Below are 14,333 nucleotides of genomic sequence, written 5' to 3' on the forward strand. Positions count from 1 at the left end.
TCGGAGACCCACTGGCCTCCGCGCCCCGCAGATGCCTCCTCGCGCCGGTTTAAACCGGTTGCAGACCATGCTCCGCGATCTTGCGCAGCAGCTCGCGATGGCGCGGCAGCCCGGCTCGCAGGCGCTCGGAATTGCGCGCATTGTCTCGCATGGCGCGCTCGGCATCACGCGCTTCGCCAGCCAGTCCGCTCGACTCCAGCTCGCTCCGAAAGCCCATGCCGTACAAGACATATTGATAGCTCGCCGCGGGAAACACCTCGTCGACGCGGTCGAACTCATCGTGAAACCACGGCGGCTGATAGCGCCACAGCAGGAGCAGGTCCTTCAGCCGATCCGGGATCGACTCCGGCAGCATGTTGTCGCGCCAGAACGCCGTGTCGCGGCGCTTGCTGAGGACGTAGTGGAGCTTGAGGAAATCGATGATCCGGCCCCAACGATAAGATGTGTTCTCGTTGAAGCGCTGGGCGACGATGTCCATGACCTCACGGTTCACCGGCATCTGCTCGGCAATCATCTTGGCCGATAGCTCGATCAGCACGATCGCCGAGGATTCGAGTGGCTCGAGGAAGCCGGCGGCTATGCCAACGGCGACGCAATTGCGCTTCCAGAACGTCTCCCGGTGGCCTGCACGCAGCTTGATCTTGCGAACCGATCGTCCGTTCGCGGCATCGCCGATATAGGCGCGCAGTTCCCGCTCCGCTTCGTCGTCGGTTTGGTGATTGCTCGAATAGACATGGCCGACGCCGCGACGTGTCGGCAGGCCGATGTCCCAGATCCACCCTGCGCTTTGCGCGGTCGAAATAGTGTGCGTGGCAACGGGGCTCGTCTCGCTCTCATACGGGATCTGCACCGCCAGTGCCGTGTCGCAGAATAATGTGTTGCTCAGGTCCTTGAAGCCGACACCGAGGGCCTTGCCCAGCAACAGACTCGAGAAGCCGGTGCAGTCGACGAACAGATCGCCCTTTATCTCGCCTGCCTGCTCGGTGATGACGCTCTCGATATCACCGTCTTCTGCGAGCACAACGCGCTGGACGTCCGCGAGCACATGGCGGACGCCGAGCTTCTCGGTGGAATGGCGCTGCAGGAAGGGCGCGAACTTGCCCGCGTCGAGATGATAGGCGTAATTCTGCAGGCCGTCATATTCCGGCGTCGAGATCGTCTTCGGCGCTAGGCCCGCATCGCAGACGACACCCTGCGTGCACACTGCGTCGCAGAAGCTCATGTCGCCGCCATTCCGCAGCCAGTGCGGCACGAGGTTGAGACGCTCGAACCCTTCTGGCAGCACCAGCGGATGGTAATAGGCGTCGTCGGGCGCACCGGTCGTCCATTTTGCGAACAGCGCGCCCTGCTTGAACGATGCGTCGCACTCACGGATAAAGTCGGTCTCGGAAACGCCGATCTTTTTCAGTGTCGAACGCAACGTCGGCCACGTTCCCTCGCCAACGCCGAGAATCGGGATGTTCGGCGACTCCACCAGCGTGACGGTGAAATTCTCAGGGCTCCGGCCCCGATGCTTGGCGGCAATGATTGCAGCGGTGAGCCAGCCGGCTGTGCCGCCGCCGACGATCACGATATTACGAACCGGTTTTGTCATGGTGAAAGACGGTAAGTCGCAAATGGACCGGCCGCAACAGCAACGGCGATGCGCGTTTTATCGCAGCTTGCCGACCAGATGAAGACGGGTCGGACGTCGACACAATCGCCGCACGATCAAACCGTTTTCCGCCAGGCGTTTGCTCGATAACGACCGCACCGCTCGCGATCGAAGCTGATCTCGGCAGGTCGACCGACCGCTTCTGCGTTTCTTCGTCGCGGATCGACAGGACGTCTCAACTGATAGGGGGTAGTCGTGCCGCGCCGAGGTCCAGCCACAAGCCTCCCGGCCTGTAGCTGGACGTTGATTCAGCAGCCGTTCTTGGACTTGGTGTTCTTCTTGTCGAGGTGACGACCGAGCAGCGCTCCGCCGACGCCGCCAGCGACCGTGCCGAGCGTTCCGCCGCCGACCGCGTTACCGATCAGGGCACCGCCGACGCCGCCGCCGATCGTACCGACCGCGCCGTTACCGCCGTCACAACGACCACGGTTGCGGCCGCGGTAATGCCGCCGGTCGTTCCGATCATAGCGCCGGTCGTCCCGGTCATAGCGTACTTCTTGTCGCTGATAACGGCCATCGTTGCTCGAATAGCCGCTGTCGTAGCGCGGCTGATTAGCCATCGCCGATGCAGGCGCGATGGTCGAGACCGCGATCAGGGCCGCCAAGGCACCAAGAGACTTGTTAATACGCATCACAGGCTTCCTTTTTTCTGTTCCCGCTATAACGCAGGGACGGGGATTGGGTTGCCGACGGGCGCTAGCCTCGGGTTCCGGTGCGCCGCCTCAGTTGTAGCGGCGCAGTTCTTCCTTCGCGATTGCGACGCGGTGGACCTCGTCCGGGCCATCGGCGAGGCGCAGGGTGCGCTGGCCGGCATAGCCCGACGCCAGGCCGTAATCCTGGCAGACGCCGCCGCCGCCATGTGCCTGGATCGCCATGTCGTGGATCATGCACGACATGTTGGGGGCGACGACCTTGATCATGGCGATCTCGCGTTTGGCCGCCTTGTTGCCGACGGTGTCCATCATGTACGCGGTCTTGAGGGTCAGCAGCCGCGCCTGCTCGATGGCGATGCGGGCATCGGCGATGCGCTCGTGCCAGACGCCCTGCTCGCTGATCGGCTTGCCGAAGGCGACGCGCGACTTCAGGCGCTTGCACATCTTCTCCAGCGCCCGCTCGGCGGCACCGATCGAGCGCATGCAGTGGTGGATGCGGCCCGGCCCGAGGCGGCCTTGCGCGATTTCGAAACCGGCGCCCTCGCGCAGCACGACGTTGCTGGCGGGAACGCGGACGTTGTCGAGGATGACCTCGTAATGGCCGTGCGGGGCATCGTCATAGCCGAACACCTTGAGCGCGCGGACCTTGGTGATGCCGGGCGCGTCGAGTGGCACCAGCACCTGCGACTGCTGCTCGTGGCGGGCGGCGCCGGTGTCGGTCTTGCCCATGACGATGGCGATGGCGCAGCGCGGGTCGCCGACGCCCGACGACCACCACTTGCGGCCGTTGATGACATAATCGTCGCCGTCGCGGCGGATCGAGGTCTCGATGTTGGTCGCGTCCGACGAGGCGACGGCAGGCTCGGTCATCAGGAAGGCGGAGCGGATCTTGCCGTCCATCAGCGGGCGCAGCCACCTGGCCTTCTGCTCCTCGGAGCCATAGGTACGCAGGACTTCCATGTTGCCCGTATCGGGAGCGGAACAGTTGAACACTTCACTCGACCAGCCGGCGCGGCCCATTTCCTCGCAGAGCGGCGCGTATTCGAGGTTGGTCAGGCCGGGGCCCTTCCACTCCTCGGTGTCGTGCGCCGAGATGTTGAGGAACAGGTTCCACAGGCCGGCCTCGCGGGCCAGCGGCTTGAGTTCCTCGATGAGGGGCAGGACCTTCCAGCGCTCGCCCTCAGCGACTTCCTGCTCGTAGCGGGCTTCGTTGGGATAGATGTGCTGGCCCATGAAGGCGCGCAGCCGTTCGATGAGGTCCTTGGACTTGTCGGTATAGTCGAAATTCACGGCGCTCTCCTGATAATGGCGTGTCCGGGAGGCGGACCATAGCCATTTCGGGCGGCGCGGCTAGTGCCGGGAAGGCCTAGTTCGCGAACCTCAGGGTGACGCGCTCGCCGCCATAAGGCTGGCCGATGGCGCTGCTCTCGAACTCGACGCGCTGGTGCGGCGCAAGGGCGGCGACCGGCGGGGCGATGCGCCAGCTGAAGGTCACGGCGTTGCCGGGATCGACGAGGTGCCCGGTGATCGCTCCCACTTCCTGGCGGACGGCCGTCGGGTTGGTGACCGTGCCGGCGATGACGAACAGCGGGCGGCCGTCGGCAAGCGCCTGGCGATCGACGCTGAAGCCGATGGTCAGCGGCGAGACCACCGGTGCGGGGCGGTTGACCAGGCGGTCGAGCCACGGGACCTGCGACAGGTCGACGGGTGGCAGGATGATGCGCGGCAGGGGAATCTTGCCGAGGTCGAGCCCGGGCACCCACATCGCCGCCGCTCCCGCCGTGAATGCCAGGCCGAGGATGACGGCAAGGGCATTCTTGAGCAGCGTGCGCGACCGGGGCGCGTCGTCGGTCGCCGGCTCGTCGATGTCGGGCGCGGGGGTCCAGGCGAGCTGCTCCGGGGTCGGCGCGGGCTCGGGCGCCGGAGCGGTGACGAGCGCGACGGGAGGTGTCGAGGTCTCGATCCCGAACTCCTGCTGCAGGGCGGCGGGCAGTTCGGGCTGGGGCGCCGGCGCATCGGGGGCGGCCTGGTACCAGCGGTGGCTGCACCCGGCGCACCGCATGGCGCGCCCCTCCGGCGGGATGGCATCATCGGCGAGGCGGTAGCGCGCGCCGCATTCGGGGCAGGTAACGATCACTTAGGGGTTTGTAGCGGTGCGGCGCGGGGCGGGGCAAGAGTCCCCTTGGGCTTGCCCATTATGCGAGGCGTCGGCATAGCCGCGGGCATCATGCACGACATCAAACTCATTCGCGCCGACGGGGCCGCCTTCGACGCCGGGCTGGCGCGGCGGGGGCTGGAGCCGCTGTCGGGCGAGTTGCTCGCGCTCGATGCCAGCCACCGCGCCGAGCAGACGCGAGCCCAGGACAGCGTTGCCGAGCGCAATGCCCTGTCGAAGCAGATCGGCCAGGCGATGGCGCAAAAGAATGCGACGCTGGCGCAGGACCTGCTCGCCCGGGTGCAGGCGCTCAAGGACGCGCTGATCGACAACAGTGCGGCGGAGACACTGCAGAACGCCATCGCGGCCCTGCCGAACCTGCCACTCGCCGACGTGCCCGATGGCGTCGACGAGCATGGCAATGTCGTCGTCCACGAGCGCGGCACCAGGCCGAGCTTCGATTTCAAGCCGGTCGAGCATGACGTTCTCGCACTGAAGCTCGGCTATGATCCCGAAGCGGCCGCCGCTATTGCTGGCGCACGTTTCGCTGTCCTGAAGGGTTCCCTTGCCCGGCTGCACCGCGCGCTGGGGCAGTTCATGCTCGACCGGCAGGTGGCGGCGAATGGGTATCTGGAGGTCGCACCGCCGCTGCTGGTGAAACAGGAGGCGGTGTACGGCGTCGGCCAGCTGCCGAAGTTCGAGGAAGACCTCTTCAAGACCACCGACGGGCGCTACCTGATCTCCACCGCCGAGGTGTCGCTGACCAATCTCGTGCGCGAGCAGATCCTGGATGCGACCGTGCTGCCGCTGCGCTTTACCGCGCTGACGCCGTGCTTTCGCTCCGAGGCGGGGTCGGCGGGGCGCGACACGCGCGGGCTGATCCGCCAGCACCAGTTCGAGAAGGTCGAGATGGTCAGCATCGTCGCCCCCGACGACGCGCCCGCCGAGCATGAGCGGATGACTGCCTGCGCCGAAGGGGTGCTCGACGCGCTCGGGCTGGCCTATCGCCGGATGCTGTTGTGCGCCGGCGACATGGGCTTCTCGGCGCGCAAGACCTACGACCTGGAAGTCTGGCTACCCGGGCAGGACCAGTACCGCGAGATCAGCAGCTGCTCAGACTGCGGCGACTTCCAGGCGCGGCGCATGGACGCGCGCTTCCGGGTCAAGGGCGAGAAGGGCACCAAGTTCGTCTACACGCTCAACGGCTCCGGCCTTGCTGTCGGCCGGACGCTGGTCGCGGTGCTGGAGAACTACCAACGCGCCGACGGCTCGGTCCGCGTGCCGGACGCACTGTTGCCATACATGGGCGGGATCACCGAACTCCGCCCCGACTAAGGACTTAGATGCGCATTCTCGTCACCAACGACGACGGTATCCATGCCCCCGGCCTGATCGCGCTGGAGCAGATCGCGGCGGAGCTGTCGGACGATGTCTGGGTCGTCGCCCCGGCCGAGGAACAGTCGGGCGCCGGCCATTCGCTGACGCTGTCGGAGCCGATGCGGCTGCGCAAGCTCGACGACCGGCGCTATGCCGTGAAGGGCACGCCGACCGATTGCGTCATGCTGGCGCTGGGTCATGTCATGAAGGACCACCGGCCCGACCTGGTGCTGTCCGGGGTCAATCGCGGCGGCAATCTGGCGGAGGATGTGACCTATTCGGGCACCGTCTCGGCGGCGATGGAAGGGTGCCTCGCCGGCATCCGCTCGATAGCGATGAGCCAGGTGATGAGCGACTATACCGCGGGGCAGGAGCGTTTCGAGGCAGCCACCGTCCACGGCGCGGGCATCGTCAAGCGCCTGCTGGCGGTCGACTGGGCGCCGGGAATGCTGGTCAACATCAACTTTCCGGGCCTGCCCGCGGCCGAAGTGCGCGGCGTCGAGGTCACCGAGCAAGGCTTTCGCGACTACGGGCATATCGCCCTCGATGCGCGCGTCGACCCGCGCGGGTTTCCGTATTTCTGGTTCGGTTTCGGGCGTGAAGTCGCTGAGCCGGGACGCGAAACCGACCTCAAGGCGATCCGTCACGGCCTGATCTCGGTGACCCCGCTGCACCTCGACCTGACCCACCGCGAGAGCCTCGCCGGGTTGCGGATCGCGCTGGACGCCCTCGCCGCCGCATAAGCGCCCGACCGATATTTTCGCCAGCCCGGCGCACGGCGATTCACCTGAGACGCATTACCCGCTACAGCCCGACAGTGCCGCTGTTTCGCCTTGTCGCCTTGCTTACCCTGGTCGCGCTCGCCGCGTGCGGACGGCAGCAGCCGTTCGATCCCTTCCCGGCCGCCCACCCCGTCGCGGTCAAGGCTCCCGTTGCGGTACCGCCCAAGCCTGCCTGGGTGGCACGCAGGGTGGTCCCCGACGCCGTCGAGCTGAACCCGGGCAATGTCACCGTCGGCGCCGGCGAGACGCTGGCGCAGATTGCGGAGCGCACCCGCATACCGCTCGGGGCGCTGCTCGCGGCGAACGGGCTGCCCAGTCCGCTCGTGTTCGCCGGCCAGCCGTTGAAGGTACCCGGTGGCCGGGTCCACACCGTTCACGCCGGCGAATCGGGCATTTCGATCGCGCGCGCCTATGGCGTGGAATGGTCGCGGGTCATTGCCATGAACCGCTTGCGTGCGCCCTACACGTTGGAGATCGGCGACCGGCTGCTGCTGCCCTCGGTACAGGTCATCGCGGCGATGAGCATCGAGCAGCGCGCCGCCGCCTTCAAGATCGACATCGACGACCTGATCACCGGCGCCGAGCCGGCCGTCGCGGGCCGTCTTGTCTCGGGTCGCCCGGTTAGCGCCCGGCCACCGCGAACAGCCTCGACCAGCGCACCCTCCACGCCGGTCCCGGCGCTGAAGCCATTGCCGGCGTTCACCGGTCCGGCGCCCAGGTTCGAATGGCCGCTGACCGGGCGCATCGTCTCGACGTTCGGTGCCAAGCCCGGTGGACGCTTCAACGACGGCGTCAATCTGTCCGCGGACGTCGGTGACCCGGTCCGCGCCGCGGCGGACGGCGTCGTTGCCTATGCGGGTGATGCGGTAGCGGGGTTCGGCAACCTCGTGTTGATCAAGCATGCCGATGGCTGGGTCAGCGCCTATGGACATAATTCGGCAGTGCTCGTGACCCGGGGGAAACGCGTCCAGCGCGGCGACATCATCGCGCGAGCCGGCGGCACCGGTGCCGTCACCGAGCCGCAGCTGCACTTCGAACTGCGGCGGGGGCGGACGGCAGTGGACCCGGTCAAGGTGCTCCCGGCGCGGGGCTGAGGCCGCAGGGGCGCCACAAGAGATGACGCGAGGCCGCAAACCCACTATGGGCGGCGCGATGGTCCTTACTCTGCCCCGACCGCCGAAGGTCGGCATCGTCTCGCTTGGCTGCCCCAAGGCGCTGGTCGACAGCGAACGCATCCTGACCCGGCTGCGCGCCGACGGCTATGAAATGTCGCCGAGCTATGCCGACGCCGATGTCGTGCTGGTCAACACCTGCGGCTTTCTTGATTCCGCCAAGGCCGAAAGCCTTGAAGCCATCGGCGAGGCGATTGCCGCCAATGGGCGCGTCATCGTCACCGGCTGCCTGGGCAACGAGGCCGAGATGATCCGCCGCGTCCATCCCAAGGTCCTCGCGGTCAGTGGGCCCCAGCAATACGAGGCGGTTGTCGGCGCAGTGCGCGAAGCCGCGCCGATGCCGCCGTCGGCCTTTCTGAATCTGGTGCCCGACGCCGGGCTGAAGCTGACGCCGCGTCACTACAGCTATCTGAAGATCTCGGAGGGCTGCAACCACCGCTGCAAGTTCTGCATTATTCCGTCGATCCGCGGTGATCTGGTCAGCCGTCCGGCCAACGCCGTGCTACGCGAAGCCGAAAAGCTGGTCGCGGCGGGCACCCGCGAGCTGCTGGTGATCAGCCAGGACACCTCGGCCTATGGCGTCGACATCCGCCATGCAGAGTCGTCGCTCAACGGCGAGGCGCACCGCGCGCATATCGTCGACCTGGCGCGCGATCTCGGCAAGCTCGGCGCCTGGGTGCGGCTGCACTATATCTACCCATACCCGCACGTCGACGCGCTGATGCCGCTGATGGCCGACGGCCTGGTGCTGCCGTACCTCGACATTCCCTTCCAGCATGCGTCGCCCGCCGTGCTGCGCGCCATGCGGCGCCCGGCGAACGAGGCCAAGGTGCTCGACCGCATCCGCTATTGGCGCCAGATCGTCCCCGACATCACCCTGCGCTCGACCTTCATCGTCGGTTTTCCGGGCGAGACGGATGCCGATTTCGATTATCTGCTGGAGTGGCTGGAAGAGGCGCAACTCGATCGCGTCGGCTGCTTCAAATATGAAGCGGTGGCGGGTGCCGCGGCAAACGAACTGCCCAATCATGTCCCCGAGGAGCTCAAGCTGGAGCGCTGGGAGCGCTTCATGGCAGCTTCGGCGCGCATTTCGGCAGCCAAGCTGCAGGCCAAGATCGGGCGCACTGTCGATGTCATCATCGACATCGTCGACGGCGAGGGCGGCGCGTCGGGACGCTCCAAGGCCGATGCGCCGGAGATCGACGGGCAGGTTCACCTCCGCGACGCGCATGGCCTGGCGGTCGGCGAGATCGTCAGCGTGCTGGTGGAGGATGCCGACGATTACGATTTGATGGGCGTCGCCGTATGACCGACTTTGCCGCGCTCCTGCGTCTCGACGGCGGTGAGCCGGCACGGACTCTGCACATCATCGGCAAGGACCGGCTTGAAGCCTGGCTGAAGCTGGCCGGTGCGCGGGCGCGGACAGGAGTCGCGGCAGCACGCTTTACCGGCAAGCCAGGCGAAGTCGCGATCCTGGCGGGCGACGGCGCGGAGGACTGGAGCGTCGCGGTCGGTGTCGGCAGCGACGGCCTTGTCGATCCCTGGGCACTGGCGACCGCCGCGTCGAAACTGCCGGCAGGAGTCTATCGCTGCTCCGAGGCGCCCGGTGCGGCGGCGCTGGGCTGGTTGCTGGCGCAGCACCGCTTCGATCGCTTCCTGAAATCGGATGACACGACCGGCCCGCGGGTGCTGCTGTCGAACGACCCGGCATCGGTCCGGGACACGGCGAGGATGGCCGAGGCGGTCGCACTCGTCCGCGACCTGGTCGACACGCCCGCCGGCGACCTTGGCCCCGCGGAACTCGCGGACGCGATCATCGCGCAGGGGAAGTTGTTTGGTGCCGAGACGCAGGTCTTCACTGGCGAGGCGTTGCGGGACGGTTTTCCTGCAATCCATGCCGTCGGCCGCGCGGCTGCCGGGCAACCCCGGTTGATCGACCTACGCTGGGGCAACCCGGCTCATCCCAAACTGACGCTGGTCGGCAAGGGCGTCACCTTCGACAGCGGCGGCCTCAACATCAAGGGCGGCGCCGGTATGGCGCTGATGAAAAAGGACATGGGCGGCGCGGCGCACGCGCTGGCCCTGTCGCGGCTGGTCATGCAGGCGGACCTGCCGGTGCGCCTGCGACTGATCGTGCCGGCAGTCGAGAACGCAATTTCCGGCAACGCCTTTCGTCCTGGCGACGTGCTGAAGACGCGCAAGGGCCTGACCGTCGAGATCGGCAACACCGATGCCGAAGGGCGGCTGATCCTGGCCGACGCGCTGGCGCTGGCGCAGGAGGACAAGCCCGACCTGCTGCTCGACTTCGCGACATTGACCGGTGCGGCGCGCGTCGCGCTCGGTCCCGACCTGCCGGCGATGTTCAGCAACGACGATGCACTCGCCGAGGCGCTGCTCGTGGCTGGTCGGCAGGTTCAGGATCAATTGTGGCGTATGCCGCTATGGTCCGGCTATCGCGACATGCTGAAATCAAGCGTCGCTGATCTCAATAACGCGCCCGAGGGTGGCTTTGCCGGGGCCGTAACGGCTGCCTTGTTTTTGGAGCGCTTCATCGCCGAAGGGCAGAGCTGGGCGCATTTGGATTTGTACGCCTGGGCACCCTCGGGTAAACCGGGCCGTCCAAAGGGTGGTGCGGCGACTGGACTTCGTGCAGTCTTCGCTATGTTATCGTTGCGCTTTCTGACGCATGTCTAAATAAATCATGCTTTCGATGCAACAACGACACCGCCTATCGGTTGGGTTGACACTGCCTGCGGTCTGTTCCGTCACGGTCCAGGTTGAAACGTCGAGGATACGGCATGCGCACCGATACTCCGGACCAAGGTCCATCAACGAACCTCTCGAGCTGGATGGGCACGCTGATCGGCTATGTCCAGTCGGCCAGACCGGATCTCACCAACCGTCAGATGGCTTTGCTGCTGGTGGTTTACCTCACCGACGGACCGCACACGGTTCGCGGGCTGGCCGCCAAGCTCAAGGTTTCCAAGCCGGTCGTCACTCGCGCGCTCAACACGCTCGGCGCGCTCGGCTATCTGCGCCGGCAGAAGGACGAGAGCGATCTGCGGAACATCTTTGTCGAGCGGACTGCTCAAGGTACGGCGTTCCTCGATGAATTTTCCGAGCTTATCGACCGCACCGAAGCCAAGGGCGCCCGTCACTAGCCAGGCGCGGCTTAACGGGCCGTCCGCTACGCTCGACCGCCGGATCCACGCGATCCGGGCGGACCTAGCCGATATCCGACTTGCCGACCGTATCGTCGCACCGCATTTCAGTGCAGGCGTCGATCTGGCTGCGATCTTGCCGGAGACGCCGGTACGCGCAGCCGGGTCGGCAAGTTCGATTGCCGTGTCCACACTATTATACGGCGAGACGTTCACGGTGTTCGACCGCACGCCGGAATGGATGTGGGGCCAGTGCGGGGTCGATGGCTATGTTGGTTGGGTTGCCGCGTCAGCACTAGCCGCGCCGGTCCCGCTTCTCGTCCAGCGCATTACCAGCGACGCGCTGTTGTTCGCAGCGCCTTCGATCAAGGCCACGGTCGTCGGCAATCTGCCGATCAACGCCCATATTGCCGCGATATCGGAGAGTGGCGATTTCCTAGAAGTAGCGACATCCACCGGCGCATCGTGGTTGCACCGTCGCTATACTGCGCCGTTGACGGGCGATTCAGTAGAACTTGCTCGGCAATTTGTAGGTACGCCGTATCGGTGGGGCGGGCGGTCGCGCAGCGGGATCGATTGTTCGGGCCTGACTCAAGCGGTGCTGCTTGCGCATGGTATTCCCTGCCCTCGCGATAGCGATCAGCAACGGGCTGCCTTCGCGCCTATCGCGTCTGGCGAGCAGCGCCGCGGCGATTTGGCCTTTTTCCCCGGACACGTTGGAATCATGGTGGATAATGAGCTTTTGCTGCATGCAAATGCCTTTTGGATGACCACTTTGATCGAACCGTTGGACGCCGTCGTCGCCCGCTTGCGCCCGCAGATCGAAGCTCCGCTTCTGGGCTTCGTTCGGCCCTTGTAGGGCATTAATCCACTCGCTATAGGCCCGATTGGGGGCTGGCCTGCCGTAATGAAAGTTACGGTGGCGTTAGCAAAGCCGGCGGCTTCGCCGGTGGTCTCGTCGGCGATCATCGCCGGCGAAAGGGTCGGGAGTGGCGCGAATGTCGGCAACGGCGGTGCTGAACGCGGCGAGCGAAAATTCTGCTATCGATGAAGGCGAGGTTTCAGTCGTCGCCGGGGTGCGGTTACCCCAGGACTATCGGCCATCGGCCGATGAAAGCTTCATGAATCCACGACAGCTCGCATATTTTCGCGCGAAGCTGCTCGCGTGGAAGGACGAGATTCACCGCGAGACTAAGGAGACACTCGCGACCCTCCAGTCAGAATCGCTGCGCGAACCCGATGTCAACGATCGCGCATCGAGCGAGACCGACTGGTCGATCGAGCTGCGTACCAGAGATCGGCAGCGCAAGCTGACCTCCAAGATCGACGCTGCCCTGCGGCGGATCGAGACTGGCGAGTATGGCTATTGCGAAGTCACCGGCGAGCCGATCTCGCTGCAGCGCCTGGAAGCCCGCGCCATCGCGACGATGACGTTGGAAGCGCAGGAGCGGCATGAGCGGCTGGAGAAGGTGACGCGCGAGGAATAGCGCCTCGCGCGCCGGCCCTCGCCTAGTGCTGGCGGGACATCTCTTCCTTGAGGCGAAGCTTCTCGCGCTTCAGTTCGGCAATGCGGGCGCTGTCCGGCAGCGGACGCTGCCCTTCCTGGCTTAACGACGTATCGAGCAGCGCGTGACGGGCGGCGAGCGAGGCGAAATGTCCATTGGGCATTGGTGGAAATCCCTTGCTTAACGGCTTCGGCTTGAACGAACAGAACACAGCCTAGCTGCCTTGTCTTGATTGATTTTTCAGCGGCACGACGAACCCCAGCTTTAGCCGGACAGGCTGCGCGCATACCCCATATGCAGTATCGTCGTTGGTCTGCCGGTTACCGCCGTGCTAACGACTCGCGGGGCAATCGAAGCGGGGCGGCGAGTGGACAGCGTTGAACTGCAAGCGCGCCTCGAAGCGCTGACGCACGAGCACCGCGATCTGGATGTTGCCATCGATGCATTGCGCGCCCGGGTCGGTCATGACCAGATCCAGCTGGCTCGCCTGAAAAAGCGCAAGCTGCGGTTGCGCGACGACATCGCGCACTGCCAGGACATGCTGATCCCCGACATCATCGCCTGACGTTCGCTGTGAGTATCCGCGCCGCGATGTGCTAGGGTCTCCCCGTTCTTCCTGGGGAGGTAGACATGAAGGCGATATTGACGGTCCTGCTGCTGTGTGCGGCGGGGCCGGCGGCTGCATCTGCGGCAATCATCGGCAGTGGTTATGGCCATGACTGCTACATCGCAGCACGGCTCGGCCACGGCGGTCGTGGTGGTCTCGAGGCCTGTAACAAGGCGATCGAACTGGAGGCGCAAAGCCATCAGGAACGCGCCGCAACGTTCGTCAATCGCGGCATCGTGCGGATGCAGAGCAACGAATTGGTGGGTGCTATTGCCGATTTCGACGCGGCTATCCGGGCGCGGCCCGAGACGGCCGAGGCCTATATCAACAAGGGTATCGCGGTCTTCCACCTCGGTGGTCGCGACCATGATGCGATCCAGTTGCTGACCCAGGGGATCGAGCGCAGCCCCGAACAGCCTGAGGTCGCCTATTACGTGCGCGGCATCGCCAACGAGCAGATCGGCGAGATGCGCAACGCCTATGAGGATTATTCGCGCGCCGCGGCGCTGAAGCCGGGCTGGGCCGAACCGATCTCCCAGCTCCAGCGCTTTTCCGTGCAGCGCAGGTCCGCCGGCTTGGCGGCCTGAGACGTACCCGGCCCCCGATGAGGAGGGCCGGGACAATCGGGCTATTTACTCGGCAGCGAGCTTCTGGCCCTCGATGACGCCGGAATTGGCGGCAAGCGGAGCGCCGATCTCGACCTTGCGGGGCTTCTTGTGCTCAGGGATCTCGCGAACCAGCGATACCGTCAGCAAGCCGTTCTCGAAGCCGGCACCGGTCACCTTGATGGTATCGGCAAGCTGGAAGCGGCGCTCGAAAGCGCGCTTGGCGATGCCGCGGTGCAGGAAGGTGCGCTCGGCCTCATTGGCTTCGTCGGCAGCCTTGCCGGTGACGATCAGCGTGTTCTCCTGAACGGTCAGGTCAAGCTCGTCCTGGGAAAAGCCGGCGGCTGCCATGGTGATACGGTAGGCACCATCGCCGACCTTCTCGATGTTATAGGGCGGGTAGCCGCTGTCGGCACTGTCGCCACGGTTGGCGAAATCGACCAGCCGGTTGAGGTTCTCATAACCGACCGAGGCACGGAGCAGCGGGGAAATATCGAATGCACGCATGTCTATCATCCTTTCAAAGCAATGACTTGACCTCCGCCATCAAGGCCGGAGGCCGATCCGGGTCCCAAAGGCAACCCGAACGATACGGAATCTAGGAAGCGTTTGCAGGGCTTCAAGAGGCGGTTGCGGGCGGTGCAGGCGCGACGTAATCAAAC

General features: G+C 65.5%; 16 protein-coding genes. 10 read left to right on the forward strand and 6 right to left on the reverse strand.

Annotated features, from left to right (window positions below):
• Positions 1-49: 49 nt before the first annotated feature.
• The 4 genes from ACOFKW_RS03320 to ACOFKW_RS03335 all read right to left on the reverse strand — a co-directional run bounded on the left by ACOFKW_RS03320 (position 50) and on the right by ACOFKW_RS03335 (position 4,444).
• Positions 50-1,594, reverse strand: a complete 1,545-nt coding sequence (locus ACOFKW_RS03320) for a tryptophan halogenase family protein (protein ID WP_419815934.1) — start codon at positions 1,592-1,594, stop codon at positions 50-52.
• Positions 1,595-1,902: 308 nt separating this feature from the next.
• Positions 1,903-2,286 carry a hypothetical protein gene (locus ACOFKW_RS03325; RefSeq protein ID WP_419815935.1) on the reverse strand — a complete coding sequence of 128 codons (384 nt, stop codon included), beginning with the start codon at positions 2,284-2,286 and terminating at the stop codon, positions 1,903-1,905.
• A gap of 90 nt (positions 2,287-2,376) precedes the next feature.
• Positions 2,377-3,597, reverse strand: coding sequence for an acyl-CoA dehydrogenase family protein (locus ACOFKW_RS03330; RefSeq protein ID WP_419815936.1), 1,221 nt, complete (start codon positions 3,595-3,597; stop codon positions 2,377-2,379).
• A 76-nt stretch (positions 3,598-3,673) separates the two neighbouring features.
• Positions 3,674-4,444 (reverse strand): zinc-ribbon domain-containing protein, encoded by a 771-nt coding sequence (locus ACOFKW_RS03335; protein WP_419815937.1) that lies wholly within the window; start codon positions 4,442-4,444, stop codon positions 3,674-3,676.
• Between the two features lie 90 nt (positions 4,445-4,534).
• On the opposite strand from ACOFKW_RS03335, the gene serS reads away from it, so the two are divergent.
• From serS to dksA, 8 genes are all read left to right on the forward strand, one after another.
• On the forward strand, positions 4,535-5,797 hold the full coding sequence (gene serS / locus ACOFKW_RS03340) for a serine--tRNA ligase (RefSeq protein WP_419815938.1): 1,263 nt from the start codon (positions 4,535-4,537) through the stop codon (positions 5,795-5,797).
• Positions 5,798-5,805: 8 nt separating this feature from the next.
• On the forward strand, positions 5,806-6,582 hold the full coding sequence (surE, locus tag ACOFKW_RS03345; protein WP_419815939.1) for a 5'/3'-nucleotidase SurE: 777 nt from the start codon (positions 5,806-5,808) through the stop codon (positions 6,580-6,582).
• Positions 6,583-6,656: 74 nt separating this feature from the next.
• Positions 6,657-7,715, forward strand: a complete 1,059-nt coding sequence (locus tag ACOFKW_RS03350; RefSeq protein WP_419815940.1) for a peptidoglycan DD-metalloendopeptidase family protein — start codon at positions 6,657-6,659, stop codon at positions 7,713-7,715.
• Between the two features lie 58 nt (positions 7,716-7,773).
• Complete coding sequence (gene rimO, locus ACOFKW_RS03355; RefSeq protein ID WP_419815941.1) at positions 7,774-9,102, forward strand: 30S ribosomal protein S12 methylthiotransferase RimO; 1,329 nt, start codon at positions 7,774-7,776, stop codon at positions 9,100-9,102.
• Positions 9,099-10,487, forward strand: coding sequence for a leucyl aminopeptidase family protein (locus ACOFKW_RS03360; protein ID WP_419815942.1), 1,389 nt, complete (start codon positions 9,099-9,101; stop codon positions 10,485-10,487). Before rimO ends, ACOFKW_RS03360 begins: the two co-directional genes overlap by 4 nt.
• Before the next feature lie 155 nt (positions 10,488-10,642).
• Positions 10,643-10,954, forward strand: coding sequence for a MarR family winged helix-turn-helix transcriptional regulator (locus ACOFKW_RS03365; RefSeq protein WP_419816856.1), 312 nt, complete (start codon positions 10,643-10,645; stop codon positions 10,952-10,954).
• On the forward strand, positions 10,902-11,813 hold the full coding sequence (locus ACOFKW_RS03370; RefSeq protein ID WP_419815943.1) for a C40 family peptidase: 912 nt from the start codon (positions 10,902-10,904) through the stop codon (positions 11,811-11,813). The genes ACOFKW_RS03365 and ACOFKW_RS03370 overlap by 53 nt, the downstream gene beginning before the upstream one ends.
• 139 nt (positions 11,814-11,952) lie before the next feature.
• On the forward strand, positions 11,953-12,441 hold the full coding sequence (dksA, locus tag ACOFKW_RS03375) for an RNA polymerase-binding protein DksA (protein ID WP_419815944.1): 489 nt from the start codon (positions 11,953-11,955) through the stop codon (positions 12,439-12,441).
• 22 nt (positions 12,442-12,463) lie between these two features.
• On the opposite strand, the gene ACOFKW_RS03380 is transcribed toward dksA, so the two are convergent.
• Positions 12,464-12,622 carry a YdcH family protein gene (locus tag ACOFKW_RS03380; protein ID WP_419815945.1) on the reverse strand — a complete coding sequence of 53 codons (159 nt, stop codon included), beginning with the start codon at positions 12,620-12,622 and terminating at the stop codon, positions 12,464-12,466.
• A gap of 204 nt (positions 12,623-12,826) precedes the next feature.
• Here ACOFKW_RS03380 and ACOFKW_RS03385 point away from each other — a divergent pair, with 204 nt between their 5' ends.
• Positions 12,827-13,024 carry a YdcH family protein gene (locus tag ACOFKW_RS03385; RefSeq protein WP_419815946.1) on the forward strand — a complete coding sequence of 66 codons (198 nt, stop codon included), beginning with the start codon at positions 12,827-12,829 and terminating at the stop codon, positions 13,022-13,024.
• Positions 13,025-13,089: 65 nt separating this feature from the next.
• Complete coding sequence (locus ACOFKW_RS03390) at positions 13,090-13,653, forward strand: tetratricopeptide repeat protein (protein ID WP_419815947.1); 564 nt, start codon at positions 13,090-13,092, stop codon at positions 13,651-13,653.
• 45 nt (positions 13,654-13,698) lie between these two features.
• On the opposite strand, the gene ACOFKW_RS03395 is transcribed toward ACOFKW_RS03390, so the two are convergent.
• Positions 13,699-14,178, reverse strand: a complete 480-nt coding sequence (locus tag ACOFKW_RS03395) for an Hsp20 family protein (protein WP_419815948.1) — start codon at positions 14,176-14,178, stop codon at positions 13,699-13,701.
• Between the last annotated feature and the right edge of the window lie 155 nt (positions 14,179-14,333).

The sequence above is a fragment of the Glacieibacterium sp. genome (assembly GCF_965200405.1).
GTDB lineage: Bacteria > Pseudomonadota > Alphaproteobacteria > Sphingomonadales > Sphingomonadaceae > Glacieibacterium.

Excerpts from the sequence above, each read along its gene's own strand:
- dksA (WP_419815944.1), top strand. The coding sequence starts at position 11,953 with ATGTCGGCAACGGCGGTGCTGAACGCGGCGAGCGAAAATTCTGCTATC.
- ACOFKW_RS03370 (WP_419815943.1), top strand. The coding sequence starts at position 10,902 with ATGAATTTTCCGAGCTTATCGACCGCACCGAAGCCAAGGGCGCCCGTC.
- ACOFKW_RS03320 (WP_419815934.1), bottom strand. The coding sequence starts at position 1,594 with ATGACAAAACCGGTTCGTAATATCGTGATCGTCGGCGGCGGCACAGCC.
- ACOFKW_RS03365 (WP_419816856.1), top strand. The coding sequence starts at position 10,643 with ATGGGCACGCTGATCGGCTATGTCCAGTCGGCCAGACCGGATCTCACC.
- surE (WP_419815939.1), top strand. The coding sequence starts at position 5,806 with ATGCGCATTCTCGTCACCAACGACGACGGTATCCATGCCCCCGGCCTG.
- ACOFKW_RS03360 (WP_419815942.1), top strand. The coding sequence starts at position 9,099 with ATGACCGACTTTGCCGCGCTCCTGCGTCTCGACGGCGGTGAGCCGGCA.
- ACOFKW_RS03325 (WP_419815935.1), bottom strand. The coding sequence starts at position 2,286 with ATGCGTATTAACAAGTCTCTTGGTGCCTTGGCGGCCCTGATCGCGGTC.
- rimO (WP_419815941.1), top strand. The coding sequence starts at position 7,774 with ATGGTCCTTACTCTGCCCCGACCGCCGAAGGTCGGCATCGTCTCGCTT.
- ACOFKW_RS03380 (WP_419815945.1), bottom strand. The coding sequence starts at position 12,622 with ATGCCCAATGGACATTTCGCCTCGCTCGCCGCCCGTCACGCGCTGCTC.
- ACOFKW_RS03395 (WP_419815948.1), bottom strand. The coding sequence starts at position 14,178 with ATGCGTGCATTCGATATTTCCCCGCTGCTCCGTGCCTCGGTCGGTTAT.
- ACOFKW_RS03390 (WP_419815947.1), top strand. The coding sequence starts at position 13,090 with ATGAAGGCGATATTGACGGTCCTGCTGCTGTGTGCGGCGGGGCCGGCG.
- serS (WP_419815938.1), top strand. The coding sequence starts at position 4,535 with ATGCACGACATCAAACTCATTCGCGCCGACGGGGCCGCCTTCGACGCC.